Source organism: Streptomyces sp. A01 (assembly GCF_059026195.1).
The window spans coordinates 145,469-164,323 of the sequence record NZ_JBWLKN010000011.1; the positions used below are offsets into that span (position 1 = coordinate 145,469).

Genomic DNA, 18,855 nt, shown 5'->3' on the forward strand with positions numbered 1-18,855 from the left:
GTCGGCGTGCCCGGGACGCCCGGGCGTGAAAGGAGCTGGGAATGACCCTGCTTGAAACCGCCGGGTCCCGCGCCGCCCCAACGGCGGAGACCACGCGGTGGACCACCCCGGCCGGTGTGGAGATCTCCCGCACCAGCGAGTACGCGGGCAGCGCCGCCGCCGTCCGCACCGTGCTTGAGGACGCGCTCTGCGACCGCAGGGGCATGCTCCAGTTCCGGGACGGCGACCGGGCCGTCGGCTACCTCGACCCGCCGGTGGAGGTCACCGCCACCGGCCCCCGGGTGGAGTTCCGCGCGCTCAACGACCGGGGCCGCGTCCTCCTCCCCGTGCTCGGCGGCCTGCTCGCCGGAGTGCCCTTCCTCTCCGGCTTCACCGCCAGCTGTGACGTCGTACGCGTCCACGGCGAGCCGCCCAGCGGGCTGTTCGCCGAGGAGGACCGCACCCGGCAGGTCGGGGTGTTCGCCGCCGTACGCGCCCTGGTCGACGGCATGGCGGGAGCCGACCCGCTGCTCGGCCTGTACGGCGCCTTCGGCTACGACCTGATCTTCCGGGTCGACCCCATGGAGCTGCGCCAGCGGCGCGCGCCGGGCGACCGCGACATGGTGCTGCACCTGCCGGACGCCGTCTACGAACTCGACCTGCACAGCGACGAGGCGGTCAGGCACACCTACGAGTTCCGGGCGCTGGGCAGGAGCACGGAGGGCCTGGAGCGCGCCACGCCCCCCTGCCCGGCCCCCGGCGGGCGGCGCCCGGCACGCGAACGCGACCACGAACCCGGCGAGTACGCCCGGGTGGTGGACGCCGCCATGCCGCTCTTCCGGTCAGGCGCGCTCTTCGAGACCGTGCCGGGGCAGGTCTTCCGCCGGGCCGCCACCAGCACCCCGGCGCAGCTCTTCCGCCGCCTGCGGCACCGCAACCCGGCCCCCCGCAGCCTGCTGATGAACCTCGCCGAAGGCGAACACCTCGTCGGCGCCTCCCCGGAGATGTTCGTCCGGGTACGCCGCGATATCGGCTCCGACGGCACCCGCACCCTGGTCGAGTCCGCGCCCATCAGCGGCACCATCCGGCGCGGCGGCAACGCCCTGGAGGACGCCGAGCACATCCGTACCCTGCTCAACTCGGCCAAGGACGAGAACGAGCTGACGATGTGCACGGACGTCGACCGCAACGACAAGTCCCGGGTGTGCGTGCCAGGCACCGTGCGGGTCACCGCGCGGCGCCGCATCGAGATGTACTCGACCCTGATCCACACCGTCGACCACGTCGAGGGCGAACTGCGGCCGGGGCTCGACGCGCTGGACGCGTTCATGGCCCACCTGTGGGCGGTCACCGTCACCGGCGCGCCCAAGCTGGCCGCGGTGGAGTTCATCGAGCGGCACGAGCGCTCACCCCGCCGCTGGTACGGCGGAGCCGTCGGCCGCGTCGGCTTCGACGGCGGCCTCGACACCGTGCTGACGCTGCGCACCATCCACCTCGACAACGGGGTGGCCACCGTGCGCGTCGGCGCGACACTGCTGCACGACTCCCGGCCCGAGGACGAGGAACAGGAGACCGAACTCAAGGCCAAGGCGCTGCTCGACGTGCTGGACGAGGCCGTCGACAAGCCTCTTCCCAGCAGCGGGCGGCTGACGGTGCGGGAAGCCCCGGGCGAGGGCCGCAGCGTCCTGATCGTCGACCACCGCGACTCCTTCGTGCACTGCCTCGCCGGGTACTTCCGGGAGACCGGCGCCGCTGTCGGCACCTACCGCAGCGGCGGGCACCTGCCGCTGCTGGAGGAGCAGCGGCCCGACCTGGTGGTGCTCTCGCCAGGCCCGGGGACACCCTCCGACTTCGCGACAGCCGCCACCCTGGCCGAGGCGGAACGGCTCGGCATCCCCGTGTTCGGGGTGTGCCTGGGCCTCCAGGGCCTGGTGGAGTACTTCGGCGGCCGCCTCGCCACGCTGCCCGCGCCCATCCACGGCAAGCGGTCCAGGATCTTGCGGACCACCACCGACTCGGTACTGCTCGACGGCCTGCCACCCGCCTTCGAGGCGGGCCGGTACCACTCGCTGTACGCGGTCCCCGAGCTGATGCCCGAGCCGCTGAAGGTCACGGCGACGACCGAGGAGGGCCGGGTGGCCATGGCGGTGGAGGCCCAGGACGGGGGCTTCGCCGCGGTGCAGTTCCACCCGGAGTCGATCCTCACCGTCGCCGGGCGCACCGGACGTACCGTCATCGCCAACGCGGTGACCCACCTGATGCGCCGCAACCCCCCGAGAGCCGGCCGATGAGCGCGCCCGCGCCCGCCGTCACCCCCGGCCGCCCCGGCGCGTGCCGCGCGCGGCGAGCGCCCCGCACGGCGCCGCCCGCGGCGCCGCCGGACGACGCGGACTCCCGGCACCGCGCACCCCGCGGGACCGATGAGCCAGCTCACCACCGCACCCCCGCGGTGCGATCCGTGTTCAGCGGGCCGGCGGCCCGGGCCAGGACCTGGCCCGCGGTGCCCGGCCCCCACATCGTGGCGGCGGCGACCATGCCGACCCCATCCCACCTCTACCCGCAGGACGGACGCGCATGACCTCCAGGCACCTAGCCGTGTGCGTAGTAGGCGCGGGGCCGCGTGGCCTCTCCGTGCTTGAGCGCCTTTGCGCCGCCGCGCGTGACGCGGCCGGTGGCACCGGCACCCGGCTCCATGTCCATCTCGTCGACCCGCACCCGCCGGGCCCAGGCGGCGTCTGGCGCGTCGATCAGTCGCGGCAGCTGCTGATGAACACCGTGGCCGGTCAGATATCCCTGTTCACCGACGCCAGCGTGGATCTCCAGGGCCCACTGGAGCCAGGCCCCAGCCTCTACCAGTGGGCGCGGTCACTGCTCGCGCCCGGCGGCGAGGCCGACTGCGGCGCCGACGCCTACCGCGAGGCGACCCTGGCCGAGGCCAGGGAGCTGGGCCCCGACTCGTACCCCACCCGCGCCTTCTACGGCCAGTACCTGACGTGGGTCTTCCAGCGGGTGGTCGCCGGCGCCCCGGACTCGGTGACCGTCACCGTGCACGCCACCCGGGCCGTGGCACTCGACGACAAGGCGGCGGACCTGGGCGACGCCGCCCTCGGCACGCCGCGCCAGACCGTCACGCTGGAGAACGGCACCGTGCTGGAGGACCTGGACGCCGTCGTCCTCGCCCTCGGCCATCTGCCCGCCGACCCCAGCCCCGGAGAGCGGGCGCTGGCCGACCGCGCCGCCGCGCTCGGCCTCGGCTACATCGCGCCCGCCAACCCGGCCGATGTGGACCTCAGCGCCATCCAGCCGGGCCGGACGGTGTTGCTGCGCGGCCTCGGGCTCAACTTCTTCGACTACATGACGCTGCTGACGGCAGGCCGCGGCGGCACCTTCGCCCGCGAGGACGGCCGCCTGGTCTACCAGCCTTCGGGCCGCGAACCCGTGCTGGTCGCCGGGTCGCGGCGGGGCATCCCGTACCAGGCCAGAGGCGAGAACGAGAAGGGCCCGCACGGCAGGCACGAACCGCTGCTGCTCACCCCCGAGCGGATAGCCGCCCTGCACCGCAGGCCCGAGGACAAGCCCGGCGTGGACTTCCGCACCGACGTGTGGCCGCTGGTCGCCAAGGAAGCGGAAGCCGTCTACTACAGCACGCTGCTCACCTCCCAGGGCGGGCCCGCCGACGCCGAACGCTTCCTCAAGGAGTTCCTCGACCAGCCCTGGCACAGCGCCGGGGAGAGCGGGGTGCTCGACAGCTACGGCGTCGCCGCGGGCGACCGGTGGGACTGGGACGCCATCGCCTACCCCTACCGGGGCCAGGACTTCACCAGCCCCGCGCACTTCCAGAGCTGGCTGCTCGACCACCTGAGCGAGGACGTCGCCGACGCCCACCAGGGCAACGTCAGCGGCCCGCTGAAGGCCGCCCTCGACGTGCTGCGCGACCTGCGCAACGAGATCCGGCTCGTCGTGGACCACGCGGGGCTGCACGGCGACTCACACCGCGACGACCTCGACCGCTGGTACACCCCGCTCAACGCGTTCCTGTCCATCGGCCCGCCCGCCCGGCGCACCGAGGAGATGATGGCGCTCATCGAGGCCGGAGTGCTGCGCGTCGTCGGGCCCGACATGCGGATCGACACCGCCAGTGCCGAGGGTTGCTACACGGCCGCCTCCCCGCTGGTGCCGGGCTCCACCGTCCGGGCCACCTTCCTGATCGAGGCCAGGCTGCCCGACATCACCCTGCGCCGCACCGGTGACGGACTGCTGCGCTACCTGCGGGAGACCGGGCAGTGCCGCGCGCACCGCATCGCCAACCGCAGCGACGGCTGGTACGAGACCGACGGACTCGCCGTCACCGCCCGGCCGTTCAACGTCCTGGACACCGCCGACCGGCCGCACCCGCGCCGCTTCGCCTTCGGTGTGCCCACCGAATCCGTGCACTGGGTGACGGCCGCGGGCATCAGGCCGGGCGTCAACTCCGTGACCCTGACGGACTCCGACGCCATCGCCCTGGCGGCACTGGCGTGCGGCGCGCACGCGGCCGTGGAGCCCAAGCCCGACTTCACGGAGACCGCGGCGTAGGGCGCCTGCGAGTAAGGACCGACGAGATGACTGCCTTCCCCACGCAATCCCCGGCGCCGCAGGACACGGGCGCCCGCCCCGCCCTGCCACTGGACGCGGGACTGCTGTCCCCGGTCCGGGCCGCCACGCCCGTCGAAGCGGAGGTCGACGATCTGGCGTGGCTGCGCGCGATGGTCGAGGCGGAGGTCGCACTCGCCCGCGCCCAGGCGCGGCTGGGCACGGTACCGGTCGAAGCGGCCGAGGCCATCGCCGGCGCCGCCGCCGCTGCCGACCTGGACCTGGTGGCCCTGGCGCACGCCGCCCGGGAGACCGCCAACCCGGTCGTCGGCTTCGTGGCGGCGCTCACCGCCCAGGTCGCCGACCGGGACGCGGTCGCGGCGGAGTACGTCCACCGCGGCTCCACCAGCCAGGACGTGCTGGACACCGCCGCCATGCTCGTCACCCGCCGCGCCGTGCGGGTGACGCTGGACGCCCTCGGGCGGTGCGTCACCGCGCTGGAGCGGCTGGCACGCGAGCACCGGGACGTCCCGATGGCCGGACGCACGCTCGCCCTCCACGCGGTGCCCACCACGTTCGGGCTCAAGGCGGCCGGGTGGCTCGACCTGGTGCGCCAGGCCAGCCGCCGCCTGACGGCACTGGAGGCGGGTCTGCCGGTGCAACTCGGCGGCGCGGCGGGCACCCTGGCCGGATACCTGGAGTACGCGGGCCACGGCCAGACCGGCGACGGGCCCACCGAGGAGGCCGGGCGGTACGCCGAGCGGCTGACCGACGCCTACGCGGACGAACTCGGCCTGGCCGCCCCGCTGCTGCCATGGCATGTGCTGCGCACCCCGCTGGCCGACATCGCGGCGGCGACCTCGTTCCTCGCCGGAGCGCTCGGCAAGATCGCCGTCGATGTGCAGTCGCTGGCCCGTACCGAGGTCGGCGAGGTCAGCGAGCCCGGCGCCGCGGGGCGCGGCGCCTCGTCCGCGATGCCGCACAAGCGCAACCCGGTGCTCGCCACCCTCATCCGGTCGGCGGCGATGCAGTTGCCGCCGGTCGCCTCGGGCCTGTACGCGTGCATGCTCGCCGAAGACGAGCGCTCCGGCGGCGCCTGGCACGCGGAGTGGCAGCCGCTGCGGGAGTGCCTGCGGCTGGCGGGCGGCGCCGCGTACACGGCCGCCGAACTGCTGGAGGGCCTGGAGGTCCACCCGGAGCGGATGCGCGCCAACCTCGGCCTGACGGGTGGCCAGATCGTCTCCGAGCGGGTCTCGGCCGCCCTGACCCCCTTCCTCGGCAAGGCCGGGGCGAAGGCCCTGCTGACCGCCGCCTCGCTCACCGCCGCCGAACGCGGATGCCGGCTCGGTGACGTACTCGCGGAACTGCCCGACGTCACCGCCCATCTCGACAAGGAGGCCATCCAAGGGCTGCTCGACCCCGCCCGCTACACCGGGGCGGCGTCGGCTCTCACCGACCGGGCCCTGCGGGAGTCCGGCGGAGCACGACCGTCACACCGAGCCGGCTGAACGCCGGGCCTCAGAGGAGCACCGCACCATGACCCCCACGCAACACCGCCCATCCCGGCTGCCCTCGCTGACCGGTATGCGCTTCATCGCCGCTCTGATGGTGTTCGCCTTCCACGCCGCCTGGGAGCGGTTCTTCCGCGACGTGGACGTGCAGACCGATTTCGCCGATGTGGTGAACAAAGCCGGATGGATCGGCGTTTCGTTCTTCTTCGTACTGAGTGGCTTCGTGCTCGCCTGGTCGCGCCGCCCGGGTGACAGCGCGCCGAACTTCTGGCGCAGGCGCGTCGCCAAGATCTACCCCGGGCACTTCGTCACCGCGCTGGTGGCGTTCTGGCTCATCTCGCGCACCGACGGTCTGCTGGCCGCCGCGGGCACGGTCTCCATCGACGAGGCGATCCCCAACCTGCTGCTCATCCACGCCTGGTGGCCGCAGTTCGAGGTCTTCCTCAGCGCCAACGCGGTGAGCTGGTCACTCGCCTGCGAACTGTTCTTCTACCTGGCGTTCCCGGTGATCTGGATGGGCATCTCGCGCATCCGCGCCTCGCAGCTGTGGCTGTGGGCCGTGGGTGTCACCGCCGCGATCATCTGCATGCCGCTGGTCGCCGAGCTGATCACCGAAGAACCCGTCATGATGCTGCCCGACGGCACCGCCGGTCTGAAGCAGTACTGGTTCGTGTACATCTTCCCGCCGGTCCGCGCCCTGGAGTTCGTCCTCGGCATGCTGCTCGCCCGCGTCGTCGCCGAGGGCAAGTGGGTGCGGATGCCCCTCATCGCCCCGATCGCGCTGTTCGGTGCCGGCTACTACCTGGCCTCGCAGGAACTGCCGTACCTCTACAGCCTCGTCGCCGCCACGATCATCCCGATCGCCCTGCTGATCCCGGCCGCCGCCGACGCCGACGTGCGCGGCAAGGGCAGCTGGTTCGCCAGCAAGCCGATGATCTGGCTCGGGGAGCGTTCCTTCGCCTTCTACCTCGTGCATCTGCTGGTGCTCATCTACGGGCACGACTGGCTCGGCCGGGGCAAGAACTGGTCGACCACCGAGGCCGTGTTCGTCATCCTCGGCTTCCTCGTCGTGAGCGTGGCACTGTCCGCCGTGCTCTACGAGCTGGTGGAGAAGCCCGGCACCCGCTACCTCGGCGGCTCCCGGCCGCGGACCGGCGCCGGGCCCGGAACGGCGGCCGGAGGCAAGGACGCCGCCGGTCCCGCCGCCGAGACCCCGGACGCGTCCGGGGACCGGGTCACCAGCAAGACCTGAGCCGCCGGCGCGGCCACGCGAGAAGCGGCGTACCCACGAGCAGTACGGGTACGCCGCTTCGGCGTTGCCCGCCGCGTCACACGCGCCCGGCACCGGGCTGAGCAGGGCCCCGCCAGGGGCGCGGGGAACCGCGCGACCGGCCACAACACCCCCGCGGTCCGCGACGCACAGGCAGACGCACGGACAGGGGCTCCCCGCTACCGGGCCGCGAGGCCCAGAGGGGGAGTAGCCCTGGCGCAGCGCAGGGGTGTGCCCAGCTAGGGGCGCGGGGAACTGCGCGATCAGCCACAACACACCCGCGGTCCGCGACGCACGGACAGCCGCACAGACAGGGGCTCCCCGCTCCGGGCCGCCAGGCCCACCCGCCGGACACGGCCTACGCCGCCCGGGACACCAGGGTCAGATACACCGTGACGACATGCTCGCCCTTGTCGGTGTCCACCTCACCGCGCAGTTCCACCACGTCATTGCCTGCCAGTGCCTTGATGCCGTCGACATGCACCACCACCGTGAGCCGGTCGCCCGCGAGAATGGGGCGGCTGTACTCGAAACTCTGGTCGCGGTGGACCACCCGGTCGTAGTCCAGGCCGAGTTCGGGATCGTGCACGACCTGGTCGGTGGCGCGCTGGGCCAGCGTGAAGATGAACGTCGGCGGGGCGATCACATCGGCGTGCCCGTGGGCCCTCGCCGCTTCCGGGTCGGTAAAGACGGGGTTATCGTCCCCCACGGCCGCCGCGAACTCGCGGATCTTCTCGCGTCCCACCTCATAAGGCGCAGTGGGCGGATAAACCCGTCCGACGTAAGAGGTGTCGAGAGGCATGCGTGCTCCTAGCGGAAGAAAAGGGAAGGCAGGCGGGACGGGGTTCCTGGCGCCATCGTCGGGAACGTGATCGACAGTACACACAGGGGCGCTGGGTGACGAGGTCCCGCCAGGCCCTGCCACCGCCCGCGAACGGCGAACTGCCCCCGCCGCCTGGGACTTTACGGCTGAACGCGGACGGCGTGACCAGTCGGGCCGTATTCTCTCACGGTCGTACGGGAAAGGCCCAGGAAAGGCGGGCCGCACCAGCTCCCCGCCTTTCCAGCCGGTGTGCCGGATGTTCCCGCATTCACCGCCGCGCGGTCCGTGAGCGGAACGCGGCCCGTAAATCACCCGGTTCGCGTTTCCTGTCCGGAAGGGAGAATTCCCGCTGGAATCCATCCGCCGCTCAACCGGAGTGCACGCGACAGCGGTGACGATGGCGATCCGCTGGCCGGAAAGGGCCCGTGGCCCCGTACGGTGAGCGGGAGGAGCAGCGAACCGGGATCGGTGGGGCGGCCACTGACGATCCGTGGGAGAACCGCCGGAGCGGGCACGGCACTCTGTACGGTGTGTCCTCACTTCGCCCTCCGACCCCCTACGTCCCACTCGCCGGACACATGATCGTCTGCGGCGACGACGCCCTGGCGCACCGGCTCGCCACCGAGCTGCGCGGGGTCTACCGGCAACGGGTCACGCTCCACGGGCGACCATCCGCCGCACGCCGTCCACCTCGCCCTGCTCGACCTGTTCGCCATCGGTGACCCGGCGATCGGCGAGAGCGCCAGTCGCCAGGTGATGCAACTGCTGTCCGGATTGATCGGGTTGCTGCTGCTGCCGGTGATGGTCGCCGCCGTACTGGAGGCGCTCGGCACCTTCCGTACCGCCTCGGCCCTCCGCCGCCCGCCCCGCGGCCTGTCCGGCCACGTCGTGCTGCTCGGCCTGGGGAAGATCGGCACCCGGGGAGCGCGCGGCGGACCTGAGCGCTGCCGGCCACGCCGGCGGGGGAGCCGACGGGGAGGCGCCCGCCGCGCGCCTGGTCCGGGAACTGGGCCCGGCCTGCGCGCTGCGCGCGGAGGACCGGGTCCTCGTGGTCGCCACCCGCAGGGGCCTGGCCGAACTCCTGGACCGCGCCCCGGCAGGTGCGGCGCGCGCCACGGTGTCGTGAGCCGGGAGCCAGCAGCTGAGGCCGGGAGCCGGGCACGGGGCCGGGCGGAGCTCGGCGAGGTGTGGCTGATGTGACGCGTGTGACGCGTGTGAGGGCTGGGTATCCGGGACGGACGCCTTCCTGGTGACGCGGAAGAACGATAGGTTGCGTGACCTATGGAACTGGAGTTGCGTCACCTGCGGACCCTGGTGGCGATCGCCGACGCGGGAAGTCTGACCAGGGCCGCCGCCTCGCTGATGCTCTCCCAGCCGGCGGTGTCCACCCAGCTCAAGCGCATCGAGGCGGCGCTCGGCCAGCCCGTCTTCCTGCGGGAGGTCACGGGGGTGCGGCCGACCCGCTTCGGCGACGAGGTGCTGTCCCACGCCCGTAGCGCGGTCGCCAGCGCCGACCGCATCAGGGAGACCCGGCTCAGCGCGGCGAGCGAGGCGGAAACGGTGCGGCTGGGCGGATCGCCGGGGCCGGTGTTCTCGCATCTGGCGACGCGGCTCTCCGCTCTGGTCGAAGCGCCGGTGGCCTCGCACCAGTTCCCCTACGCGGCCTGGGCGCTGGACCGCCTGGCCAACGACCAGCTCGACGTCGCAGCCGTCACCGATGTGTCCGGCTACGAGTCCAAGCCGCAGGCCGGTGTCGTCCACGCGGTCATCGGCGTCGAGCCCGCCCTGGTGCTGCTTCCCGTAGGGCACAAGCTGGCGCACCAGGACCGGGTGGACCTCACCGACCTGGCCGACGAGAGCTGGACGATGCCGCCTCTCGAACGGGACGGCGGAGACCGCGCCGCGTTCATCGCCACCTGCCTGGCCGCCGGGTTCACGCCCCGTATCGACCACGACATCACGGACGCGGGGACCGCCTTCGACCTGGTGATCCAGGGTGCGGCCATCGCACTCGCGCAGGGCGGGGTGCGGATGCGCGAGGGGACGACGGCCAAACGGCTGACGGGTGACCCCATCCGCGTACGGCACGTGCTGGCCTGGCGCGATCCCGGCCGTCTCACCGGTCGCCAGGAAGCGATGATCTCCGCGGCCAAGGCCGGTTTCGCCGCGCGGCGGCTCGCCGCCGACCTGGAGTAGGCGGCACGGCGAACCGACGCTGAGCGGCCAACGGAACCCGCCTGGTGAGCGGGACCGAGCGGGCGAAACCGGCCTGGGCCGCCGAGCGGGCCGCCGCTGGCACCGGCCCTGACGGTGCGGCTGGAGTGGCGCTGGACTGGAGCCGCGCCGGTGTGGCGGGCGCGGGCGGGAGGCAGGCGTAGCGCGGGCGCGCGGCGCGGCGGCCCAGCGGGAACGCGGGCGGACGGCGGGTCACGGCGGGCCGTGCACCGCCCCTGGGCCCAACAACCGGCAACCGTGAGGTCACGGCTGCCGGCTGCTGGAGTCTTGCGTGGGGGGTGGCTACCAGTCGCAGAGCCCCGCGACCGCACCGGGTTACCGCTCCCCAAGAGCTGACGGCTTGCGAACAACCCGGCCGCGTCTTCACTATCCCCCGCCCGCTCGCGTCGCCACCAATGCCAAAAGCCCATAACGTCAGGTGTTATGGATGGCGGAGCTGGGCAGCCGACACAGGGCCGTCCGGGTGCGGCCGTCCGGCGGGCGCGTCTGCCCCGCTGCCCACGGCACGCGGTGACCTGGAGGAATACGGTGTGCCCGGGGCCCGTTACGGTGGCGGGGTAGCCGGACCGGAAGCAACAGCCAACAGTGGGAAGCAGGTAGTCGCAGATGAGCACGGTGGAACTCACCAAGGACAACTTCGACGAGGTCGTCTCCGGGAATGGGTTCGTCCTGATCGACTTCTGGGCTTCCTGGTGCGGCCCATGCCGCACGTTCGCCCCGGTGTACGAGAAGGCCGCCGAGAAGCACGACGATCTTGTCTTCGCCAAGGTGGACACCGAGGCGCAGCCCGAGCTGGCCGCCGCCTTCGAGATCCAGTCGATCCCGACCCTGATGATCGTGCGCGACAACATCGCGGTGTTCTCCCAGCCCGGCGCGCTGCCCGCGGCGGCCCTTGAGGACGTCATCGGCCAGGCCCGGGGCCTGGACATGGAAGAGGTGCGCGCCTCTGTCGCCGAAGCCGCGGCCAAGGAGCAGGGCGAACGTGGCTGAACTGCTGCTGATCCGGCACGGCGAGACGGAGTGGAGCCGGTCCGGCCGGCACACGAGCTGGACGGACCTGCCGCTCACCGAGCGCGGTGTGGAGCAGGCTCGCGCGCTCCGTCCGCTGCTGGAAAGCAGTGACTTCGGGCTGGTCCTGGTCAGCCCGCTGGAGCGGGCCAGGGAGACGGCGCGGCTGGCCGGTCTGCTCGACCGCGCCGAGACCGAGCCCGGGCTGCGGGAGTGGGACTACGGCGGCTACGAGGGCATCACCTCCGCCGACATCCACCGCACCCGGCCGGACTGGTCGCTGTGGACCGACGGAGTGACGCCCGGCAGCCCCGAACACCCGGGGGAGAGCCCCGAAGAGGTCGGCGCCCGCGCCGACAAGGTGCTCGCGCGCCTCGCCCCGCTGCTGGACGGCCGAGCGGGCGCCGGTGCCCGCGCCGGTGCGGACGCTGGACCGGGCGCTGCGGCGGGCGATGTGGTGCTGGTCGCGCACTCGCACTTCCTGCGCGTCCTGGCAGCGCGACGGCTCGGGCTGCCGCCGTCGGCCGGTGCCCTCTTCCGGCTGGACACGGCCTCCGTGAGCCGGATCGGCATCGAGCACGGCCGCCCGGTCATCACCGCGTGGAACGTCCCCCCGACTGCCGCGTAGGCCGGGGGGCCCGCGGCGCGGCGCGGCGTGACCGACGGCGTTCCGATCGATGGCGTGGTGAGGGGGCGTCGTGACGGGCGTCGTGAAGGGGCGTCGCGAGGGGTGGCGCTGTGATGGGTGACGCCGTGGCGGATGGCGTGGTGATGGCCGGGGCTCTGGCGGTGCGGCTACGGTCCTGAGCGGCGGCGCCCGTCCCGATCCGCCCCGATCCGTCCCGGCAGCAATCCTCATTGCCATTTCCGGGACAAGCGCGGTGCAATGGCCGAGTGAACCACTCACCCGCCATCGCCCGGGCCCTGACCGAGACCGGCCCCCGCCTCAAGCGCCTGCGCGTCGAGCGCGGCGTCACGCTGGCCGCGCTGGCCGAGGCCACCGGCATCTCCAAGAGCACCCTGTCCCGCCTGGAGTCCGGCCAGCGCCGCCCCAGCCTGGAACTCCTGCTGCCCATCTCCCAGGCCCACCAGGTGCCGCTGGACGAACTGGTCGGCGCGCCGGAGGTGGGCGATCCCCGGGTCCGCCTCACGCCCATGCGGTTGCACGGCAACTCCGTGGTGCCCCTGACCCGGCAGCCAGGGCCGCTCCAGACCTTCAAAATGGTCCTCCCGGCCACGCGGAGCACACCGGATCTCTGCACCCACGAGGGCTACGAATGGCTCTACGTCCTGTCCGGACGCCTGCGGCTGCGGCTGGCCGACCACGACCTGGTCATGGGCCCTGGGGAAGCCGCGGAATTCGACACCCGGCTGCCCCACTGGTTCGGCAGCACCGGTGAGGGCTCCGTCGAAGTCCTCAGCCTCTTCGGCCGCCAGGGCGAACGCATGCACGTCCGCGCCGCGCCCCGTTCCCGCCGTGACCAGCGACCACCGGCGGAGGAGGAGGCCGGGTAGCCGACGCGAGCGGTCCAGCGGCCCGCGGCGCGGCGTGCCCGCCCCGACCGGCCGCTGGGTTCTGGTGCCGTGCCGCAGCGCGGTGTTCAGTCCTGCCCGGCCGCCGGACCCGTCTCCTCCAGGCGCTGGAGCAGCCCCCAGGTGAACTCGGCGACGTAGTGCGCGCGAAAGCCCGGGGCGCCCGGCGCGCCGGGTCCGGCCGGGGCGCTGAACGCCAGCCGCCAGCGGGTGGGAGCCGTGCCCTCCATGGGCCGCGCCGGAGCGAACGCGCGGGCCACCTCGTCCACCGTGCACGACCACGGCACCAGGTCCAGCGCCGTACGCAGGACGGGGCCCTGCGCGTGCGGCGCGCGCACCAGCCACTCGTTCCACACGCTGCCGCCCGGCCCCGTCAGCACCTCGAACCGCAGCTCCGGCCACAGCGGCACCGGCCAGCTCAGCGCCTCGCAGGCCAGATCCCCGACGCGCCGTGCGGCCACGGACTCGGCGGGCCCAAGCACCGAGCGGTAGCGGCGTACGGCGCCGTGCCGGCTCGGGGAGCGCACCATCGCCTGCCACCGGCGGTTGGCCTCGCGCAGGTCGGCCCGCCCCACGCCCAGCTCGCGCAGCGCGTCCTCGACTCTTCCCGGCTGGTGGTCGGCCATTCTGCGCAGGAGGACGAGCTGGAAGTGCAGCAGCCCGAAGGCGGGGCCGAGCCTGGCGGGCGCGCCGAGACCGGAGTCGGCGAACGCGTCCGGGCGGGGGTCGGGGCCGGTCGGCTCGGTGGGGCCGGAGGGCGTGGGCGGGTCGGCCGGGCCGTCGGAGTCAGACGCGGAGCTCATGGCTCCCATCGTCGCGCACCCAGGGCGCCCCGGGCCGCCGGGTCCCGGGAAGGAAGAGCACCGAGTTGACGTACCTGCGGCGGCGCGGCGGCAGCGTTCGGCGCAGCAGCCCGTGGTCGGCGACGTGCTCCGTACGGGACTGGTGGGCGGCCAGGTCGAAGTCGTCCAGCGGCAACCACTGCCGCCCGGGCAGCACCCACCCCCGGTACGCGCAGCCGGACAGCAGCTCAAGGACGGGCGCCAGGGGCTGGATGCGGACCTCCAGCTCCACGAAGAGCGCGGGCCGGTCGCGGAGCAGGGTGCGCATGGCGCCCCGCAGCACGGCGAGTTCGCCGCCGTCCACGTCCACTTTCAGCAGCGTCACGTCCGTCAGCCGTAACTCGTCCAGGGTCAGGCAGCGCACGTCGAGGGCGGTGCCGTGCACGGAGCGCCGCACCAGCGACGACACGCCCCGGTCGCCGCGCCCGCCGGACGGCAGCCAGAGCGTGGCGGTTCCCGAGTGGTCGGCGGCGGCCGCCTGTACGACGCGTACGTTGGCGGGGGCGGTGGTCAGCAGGGCGCGGGCGAGGTGCGGTACGGGTTCGACCGTGACCACCCGCTCGGCCCGCCGGGCCAGCCGCCGTGACCACGGGCCGTACCAGCCGCCGACGTCCACCGCCGTGCCACCCGGTGGGCAGAAGTCGGCCAGCCGCCGCAGCTCCGGCTCGAAGCGCGGATAGAGCCGGGCGGCCGCCCCGGCGATGACACGGGGCGGGAGCAGAGGTCCGAGCCGGGCGGCGAGCGTCACGGGTGCGGCTCCCGGGCAGTGTCCGGAACGGCCGTTTCCGGGCCGGTACCGGAGACGTCCCCCGCTCCGTCGGCGGAGCCAGCCGGGCCCGCCGTGCCCGCCCCGTCGGCCGGTGGCTCGCTGCCCGGCTCCGCACCGGCAGCGCTCACATCGGCCGGTCCTTCACCGGCCGGTTTCTCGTCGGCCGGTTTCTCGTCGGCCGGGCCGAGCAGGGGCAGCAGCCTGCGGTGCTCGGCGTCGGAGACCTGCTCACCGGAGGACGGCAGCAGCTGGGGGATGCCGTCCACGATCGGGTAGCGGCGCCGCAGCCTCGGGTTGTAGAGCGCGTCCTCCGGCGTGAGGAGCGACAGCGGGCCCTTGTCGAGCGGGCAGGCGAGGATCTGGAGCAGTGGGTCATCGGGCTTCATGGCTCACGTCCCTTGTGAGTGGGGCTGTGGGTGGGTGGGTGGGCGTGGACGGATGGGACTGGGGGTGCCCGGCGGGTTCCGGCCCGGGGCGGGCCGGGGATTCCGGCGGCTGGCGGGCCGTGACACCGATCACCGGACCGGCCGCGAACTCGGCCGGTGGCTTGTCAGCGGGGCCGGTCCCGGGCCCGCCGCCCGCCTCCGGCTCCTGCTCCGTCGTGGGTGACGGCTCGTCATGCCGGGGCAGGGCCAGCAGCACACCGACGGCCAAGGCCGTACCGCCCAGCCGCAAAGCCAGCCGCACCGGCTCGTCCGGCAGCGGCTCCCCGAAGGCGACGGTGCCGCAGGCGACGGTGTAGACGCAGGTCACCGTGGTGCACACGGGCACGATCAGCGAAGCACGGCAGCGCTGGAGCGCGGTCTGCGACAGAACGAGCCCGGTGGCGCCCGTGAAGACCAGCAGATACGGATACGGCGACAACGCCAGGTCGCGGACCGCGCCGGCGATGTCGTCCGTGGTCAGCAGCCCGGACACGCCCTTGATCGCGAGCGAACTCACCCCGTACAGCAGCCCGACGGCGACCCCGTACTCGACGCCCGCCGTGGGCCTGCGGTGACGGCTGCGCACGCGGCGCCGTTCGCTGCGTCCGAAGAGCAGCAGCCCGGCGGCCAGCGAGGGCAGGCAGATGCCGAGCAGGGGCAGTGCGGGAGCGGTACGGCTGATGTCCTCCGAACTCCGGTGCAACGAGGCGACCACCATCAGCAGCGCCACCAGGATCACCGCCACACTCACCCGCTCGGCGCCGGTCGTACGCTCCCCGAGCACCACCGACGACAGCAGAACGAGCAGCACGAGGCCGGACACGAACAGGCCCTGCGCCGCAGCGATCGGCAAGGTGCGATAGACGGCCAACTGGGCCGCGAAACCCAGCGCGAGGGCGATCGAGCCACCGATCCACAGCGGACTGCCCAGCAGCAGCCGCAGCACCCGGGCGGGCCGTGCCGCGCTCAGCGGCGGCAGCGCGGACAGGGCACGCTTCTCCAGGACGAAGCCGGTGCTGTAGAGGACGTTGGCGAGCAGCGCGGCGGCCACACCCCACAGCACGGCTCTACACCCGCTTCGCGTGCGCCAGGAGGATGGAGGAGAGGGAGGGAGCCGCGCAGGCGACCCGGTCCAGCGGCCGCAGTGGACGCGGCACACCGTGGAACGGGGCGCCCGCCAGCCGCACGACCGCGAACCCGGAGGCGGTGAGGAACTCGCGGAGCGCCCGCGCGGTGTACAGCCGCAGATGGCCGACGACCTGGCTGCCCGGGCGGCCGTGCACGCCGCGCAGGCTCACCTCGGAGAAGACGGGCTGTACCCCGGCGAGGAGGAGGCCGCGGTTGTACCAGGCGGCGAGGTTGGGGGTGGAGAGCAGCAGATGCCCGCCCGGCCGCAGGACGCGGCGCAGCTCGTCGAGCGCGGCGTCCGGGTCCACCAGATGCTCGATCACCTCGCTGAACAGCACCGCGTCGGCGCTCGCCGACGCGAACGGCAGCCCGCCACCGGTCAGTTCGCCCCGCACCACGCCGGGCACCCGGGGCGCCGCGCGGCGCAGCGCGTCCTGCGACCAGTCCACGCCGATGAGCGTGTCGTGGCCGGGCGTCCTGTGCTGGTCGAGCACCCGGCGGACGATGGCCGCCGCCGAGCCGTCGCCGCAGCCGATGTCGAGCACGGTCGCCGGTGGCCCGCCGTCACGCGCGGGGCCCAGCGCGCGGGCGAGCATGACGGCCTGGCGGCGGCTGCGGTCGGCGCCGGAGGCGACGGGGACCGAGGGGTCCTCGTAGAAGTCGCGCAGCGAGGCGGGCGCGGAACCGGACTCGGCGGCGTGCGCGCCGGGAGCGGCGCCCCCGGAGCCATGGCGGTCGGCAGGGCCGGCAGGGCTGACGGGCGGGGCCTTGAACGTCATGGAGTGCCTCCGCTCGGCGAAGGGTCGGCGGGGGGTGCCGATGGGCCGGGCGGCGGCGAAGCCGGGGCCGGTGGCGCGGGCGGCGGCGTGCCTTCTTCGAGCGTGCCGGTGCCGGTGCCTTTGCCGGTGCCGGTGTCTGCGCCCGCGCTCGCGCTCGCGCGCGTGCCTGCCTCCCTGGCTGTGCCTGTGTCCGTGCCTGCGTCCGCGTTCGTGCCTGTGCCCGTGTTCGTGTCGGTTGGCGGTACGGGGACGGCGGTTGCCAGGGCTTCGGCGAACAGGGCGGCGAGCTTCGTGCCCGCCCCGTCGCCGAGCAGTTCGTGTGACCAGCGCAGCGTCAGATGCACCCGGCCCGCGATCGAGGCAGTGGTCACCGTCAGCCCGCGTGGCATCCGCGCCGGAGCGGAGAACCAGACGGCGGTGGCCCGCCCCGCGTCGCCGAAGTCCAGCGGGTAGGGGACCCGGCCGATGTTGCTGAGCAGCGTCGTGGACGTCCAGGGCGCTGCGAGTCGCCGCAGGCCGCGGGTCACGGCGGCGCGCAGCCCCACGGGCAGGACGGGCAGGGTGAGCACGGTGCCCGTCAGGCCCAGTTGAGCGCCGGGAACGGACTTGAGCGCACGGGTGCGTTCGGCGGTACGGCGCAGCAGGCGCGCCACGGCCCTCGGGTCGGGCTGGTCGGCTGTCAGCGCCTCGGCGTCGGTCCGCTCCTCCGGGCCGAAGCCGACGCTGACCAGGCGGGTGCCGTTGCCGATGGGCATCTCCCGGTCGCGCGTCCGGTCGTCGACGGGCATGGTGACCTGGACCGGGTACGTCGGGCGGCCGTGCTGCCGGTTCCAGCGGGCCACCATCAGGCAGGTGGCGACCAGGAGTTGGTCGTTGACGGTGTACGGGGCGGGGCCGCCGTCCGTACGCCGGGGCGGCCGTGGCGGTACGGGCAGCTCGGCGATCAGCATGCCGTTGCCGCCGCCGGAAGCGGCGCTGATGACGGCACCGCCGGTCGTGAGGGGGCTGCTGACGCCGGTGGCGCTGGGAGGCGCGCTCCCACCGGGGCCACCCCGCCGCGCGTCACCGGTCGCCGCCGCCCCGGCGGGCGGCGCGGCGGCGGTGTCGTGCGCGATGCGTACCGGGCGCGCGAACCAGGACCCGACGTCGGGGGGCGCGAGTTCCGTCTCGTCCGGCGCGGCGGCCGGGGCCCGGAGCGGGGCGGGGGCGGGGGAGTTGTCGACTCCGCCGTACAGCTCGGCGGCGGTCGCGAGGACGCGCAGACAGGCGGGCCCGTCCAGAGCGGTGTGGTTGATGGTGAGGAGGAGAGCCGTGGTCGCCGGGCCGGGGGCCTCCGCACGCGCGGGCGTGTCGCCCGGCTGGAGTGGCACGACGGCCAGCCGGACCGGCGGTGAGGCGTCGAGCGGGGGGCACTCGGCCAGGGCACGCGCGCGTGCCCTGTCGAGTGCGCCGGGCACGGCCGCCTCGAAGCTGACCGGGTCGACGTCGGGTCCCTCGGTCAGCTCCCACGCGTAGCGCCGCCGCCACCAGCGGCCGGGGGCCTCCCGTTGCAGGATGCGGGGATGGCGGCGCAGCGCCTCGTGGAAGGCGGCCCGCAGTCGTTCGGGGTCGGGCTTGCCCGGCAGGTGGACCTCGATGTGGACGGTCTCCGGCTCCTCGTCCGTAAGGCAGTGCCGGGAGACCTCATCGACGGTGGGGAAGGGGATACGGCGCACGGCGCGCGCCCGAGCGGCGCCTCGCGCCGCTCCCGTACCCCTGCCCGCCTCCGCCCTGGCGTCCGCCCCGGCCGCCTCCCGGGGAGCCTGGTCCTTCGGCCCCCCAGACGTGGACGGCGCGGACGGTTCGGACGCCGCGGGCGGTTCGGACGCTGCGGACGGTTCGTCCGGCGCGCTCGCCGCCCTGCGTACGGGCGGCACACTTCGTACAGTCGCTGTGCTTGGTGTGCTTGGCGCAGTGGACGTGGCTGGTCCGGGCACCTTCG

The 18,855-nt window shown here is 73.9% G+C and carries 15 protein-coding genes and 2 pseudogenes; 10 read left to right on the forward strand and 7 right to left on the reverse strand.

Features of this window, described 5'->3' with window-relative positions; translation table 11 throughout:
* The first annotated feature begins 41 nt into the window (after positions 1 to 41).
* The 4 genes from AC5P1B_RS17250 to AC5P1B_RS17265 all read left to right on the forward strand — a co-directional run bounded on the left by AC5P1B_RS17250 (position 42) and on the right by AC5P1B_RS17265 (position 7,314).
* Positions 42 to 2,270, forward strand: coding sequence for an anthranilate synthase component I (locus AC5P1B_RS17250; RefSeq protein WP_493888076.1), 2,229 nt, complete (start codon positions 42 to 44; stop codon positions 2,268 to 2,270).
* A gap of 283 nt (positions 2,271 to 2,553) precedes the next feature.
* Positions 2,554 to 4,554, forward strand: a complete 2,001-nt coding sequence (locus AC5P1B_RS17255; protein WP_493888077.1) for an FAD/NAD(P)-binding protein — start codon at positions 2,554 to 2,556, stop codon at positions 4,552 to 4,554.
* Between the two features lie 26 nt (positions 4,555 to 4,580).
* Positions 4,581 to 6,059, forward strand: coding sequence for a nitrosuccinate lyase (locus AC5P1B_RS17260; protein ID WP_493888078.1), 1,479 nt, complete (start codon positions 4,581 to 4,583; stop codon positions 6,057 to 6,059).
* 28 nt (positions 6,060 to 6,087) lie between these two features.
* The gene (locus tag AC5P1B_RS17265; protein WP_493888079.1) at positions 6,088 to 7,314 is read left to right on the forward strand and encodes an acyltransferase family protein; all 1,227 of its coding nucleotides are present in this window, start codon (positions 6,088 to 6,090) and stop codon (positions 7,312 to 7,314) included.
* A gap of 376 nt (positions 7,315 to 7,690) precedes the next feature.
* Here the strand turns inward: AC5P1B_RS17265 and AC5P1B_RS17270 are convergent, their stop codons facing one another.
* Positions 7,691 to 8,134, reverse strand: a complete 444-nt coding sequence (locus tag AC5P1B_RS17270) for an FAS1-like dehydratase domain-containing protein (RefSeq protein ID WP_493888222.1) — start codon at positions 8,132 to 8,134, stop codon at positions 7,691 to 7,693.
* Between the two features lie 681 nt (positions 8,135 to 8,815).
* On the opposite strand from AC5P1B_RS17270, the pseudogene AC5P1B_RS17275 reads away from it, so the two are divergent.
* From AC5P1B_RS17275 to AC5P1B_RS17300, 6 genes and pseudogenes are all read left to right on the forward strand, one after another.
* A pseudogene (locus tag AC5P1B_RS17275) lies at positions 8,816 to 9,076 on the forward strand (potassium transporter TrkA); the annotation flags it as partial.
* Between the two features lie 360 nt (positions 9,077 to 9,436).
* A complete protein-coding gene (locus AC5P1B_RS17280) occupies positions 9,437 to 10,351 on the forward strand; it encodes a LysR family transcriptional regulator (RefSeq protein ID WP_493888080.1) in 915 nt (304 codons plus the stop codon).
* 44 nt (positions 10,352 to 10,395) lie between these two features.
* Positions 10,396 to 10,533 carry a hypothetical protein gene (locus AC5P1B_RS17285; protein ID WP_493888081.1) on the forward strand — a complete coding sequence of 46 codons (138 nt, stop codon included), beginning with the start codon at positions 10,396 to 10,398 and terminating at the stop codon, positions 10,531 to 10,533.
* A 463-nt stretch (positions 10,534 to 10,996) separates the two neighbouring features.
* Positions 10,997 to 11,380 carry a thioredoxin gene (trxA, locus tag AC5P1B_RS17290; RefSeq protein ID WP_493888082.1) on the forward strand — a complete coding sequence of 128 codons (384 nt, stop codon included), beginning with the start codon at positions 10,997 to 10,999 and terminating at the stop codon, positions 11,378 to 11,380.
* Positions 11,373 to 12,026 (forward strand): histidine phosphatase family protein, encoded by a 654-nt coding sequence (locus AC5P1B_RS17295; protein WP_493888083.1) that lies wholly within the window; start codon positions 11,373 to 11,375, stop codon positions 12,024 to 12,026. The genes trxA and AC5P1B_RS17295 overlap by 8 nt, the downstream gene beginning before the upstream one ends.
* Positions 12,027 to 12,292: 266 nt before the next feature.
* Positions 12,293 to 12,913 carry a helix-turn-helix domain-containing protein gene (locus AC5P1B_RS17300; RefSeq protein ID WP_493888084.1) on the forward strand — a complete coding sequence of 207 codons (621 nt, stop codon included), beginning with the start codon at positions 12,293 to 12,295 and terminating at the stop codon, positions 12,911 to 12,913.
* An 86-nt stretch (positions 12,914 to 12,999) separates the two neighbouring features.
* On the opposite strand, the gene AC5P1B_RS17305 is transcribed toward AC5P1B_RS17300, so the two are convergent.
* The 6 genes and pseudogenes from AC5P1B_RS17305 to AC5P1B_RS17330 form a co-directional block, all read right to left on the reverse strand.
* On the reverse strand, positions 13,000 to 13,734 hold the full coding sequence (locus AC5P1B_RS17305) for a hypothetical protein (protein ID WP_493888085.1): 735 nt from the start codon (positions 13,732 to 13,734) through the stop codon (positions 13,000 to 13,002).
* On the reverse strand, positions 13,718 to 14,521 hold the full coding sequence (locus AC5P1B_RS17310; protein ID WP_493888086.1) for an FkbM family methyltransferase: 804 nt from the start codon (positions 14,519 to 14,521) through the stop codon (positions 13,718 to 13,720). The genes AC5P1B_RS17305 and AC5P1B_RS17310 overlap by 17 nt, the downstream gene beginning before the upstream one ends.
* Positions 14,522 to 14,721: 200 nt before the next feature.
* Positions 14,722 to 14,928: pseudogene (locus AC5P1B_RS17315) on the reverse strand (Trm112 family protein); the annotation flags it as partial.
* Entirely contained in the window at positions 14,915 to 16,030 is a 1,116-nt protein-coding gene (locus AC5P1B_RS17320) for a hypothetical protein (protein ID WP_493888087.1), read from the reverse strand. The pseudogene AC5P1B_RS17315 and the gene AC5P1B_RS17320, both read right to left, overlap by 14 nt.
* A 4-nt stretch (positions 16,031 to 16,034) precedes the next feature.
* Positions 16,035 to 16,874 (reverse strand): class I SAM-dependent methyltransferase, encoded by an 840-nt coding sequence (locus tag AC5P1B_RS17325; RefSeq protein ID WP_493888088.1) that lies wholly within the window; start codon positions 16,872 to 16,874, stop codon positions 16,035 to 16,037.
* Entirely contained in the window at positions 16,871 to 18,589 is a 1,719-nt protein-coding gene (locus AC5P1B_RS17330) for a condensation protein (protein ID WP_493888089.1), read from the reverse strand. Before AC5P1B_RS17330 ends, AC5P1B_RS17325 begins: the two co-directional genes overlap by 4 nt.
* Between the last annotated feature and the right edge of the window lie 266 nt (positions 18,590 to 18,855).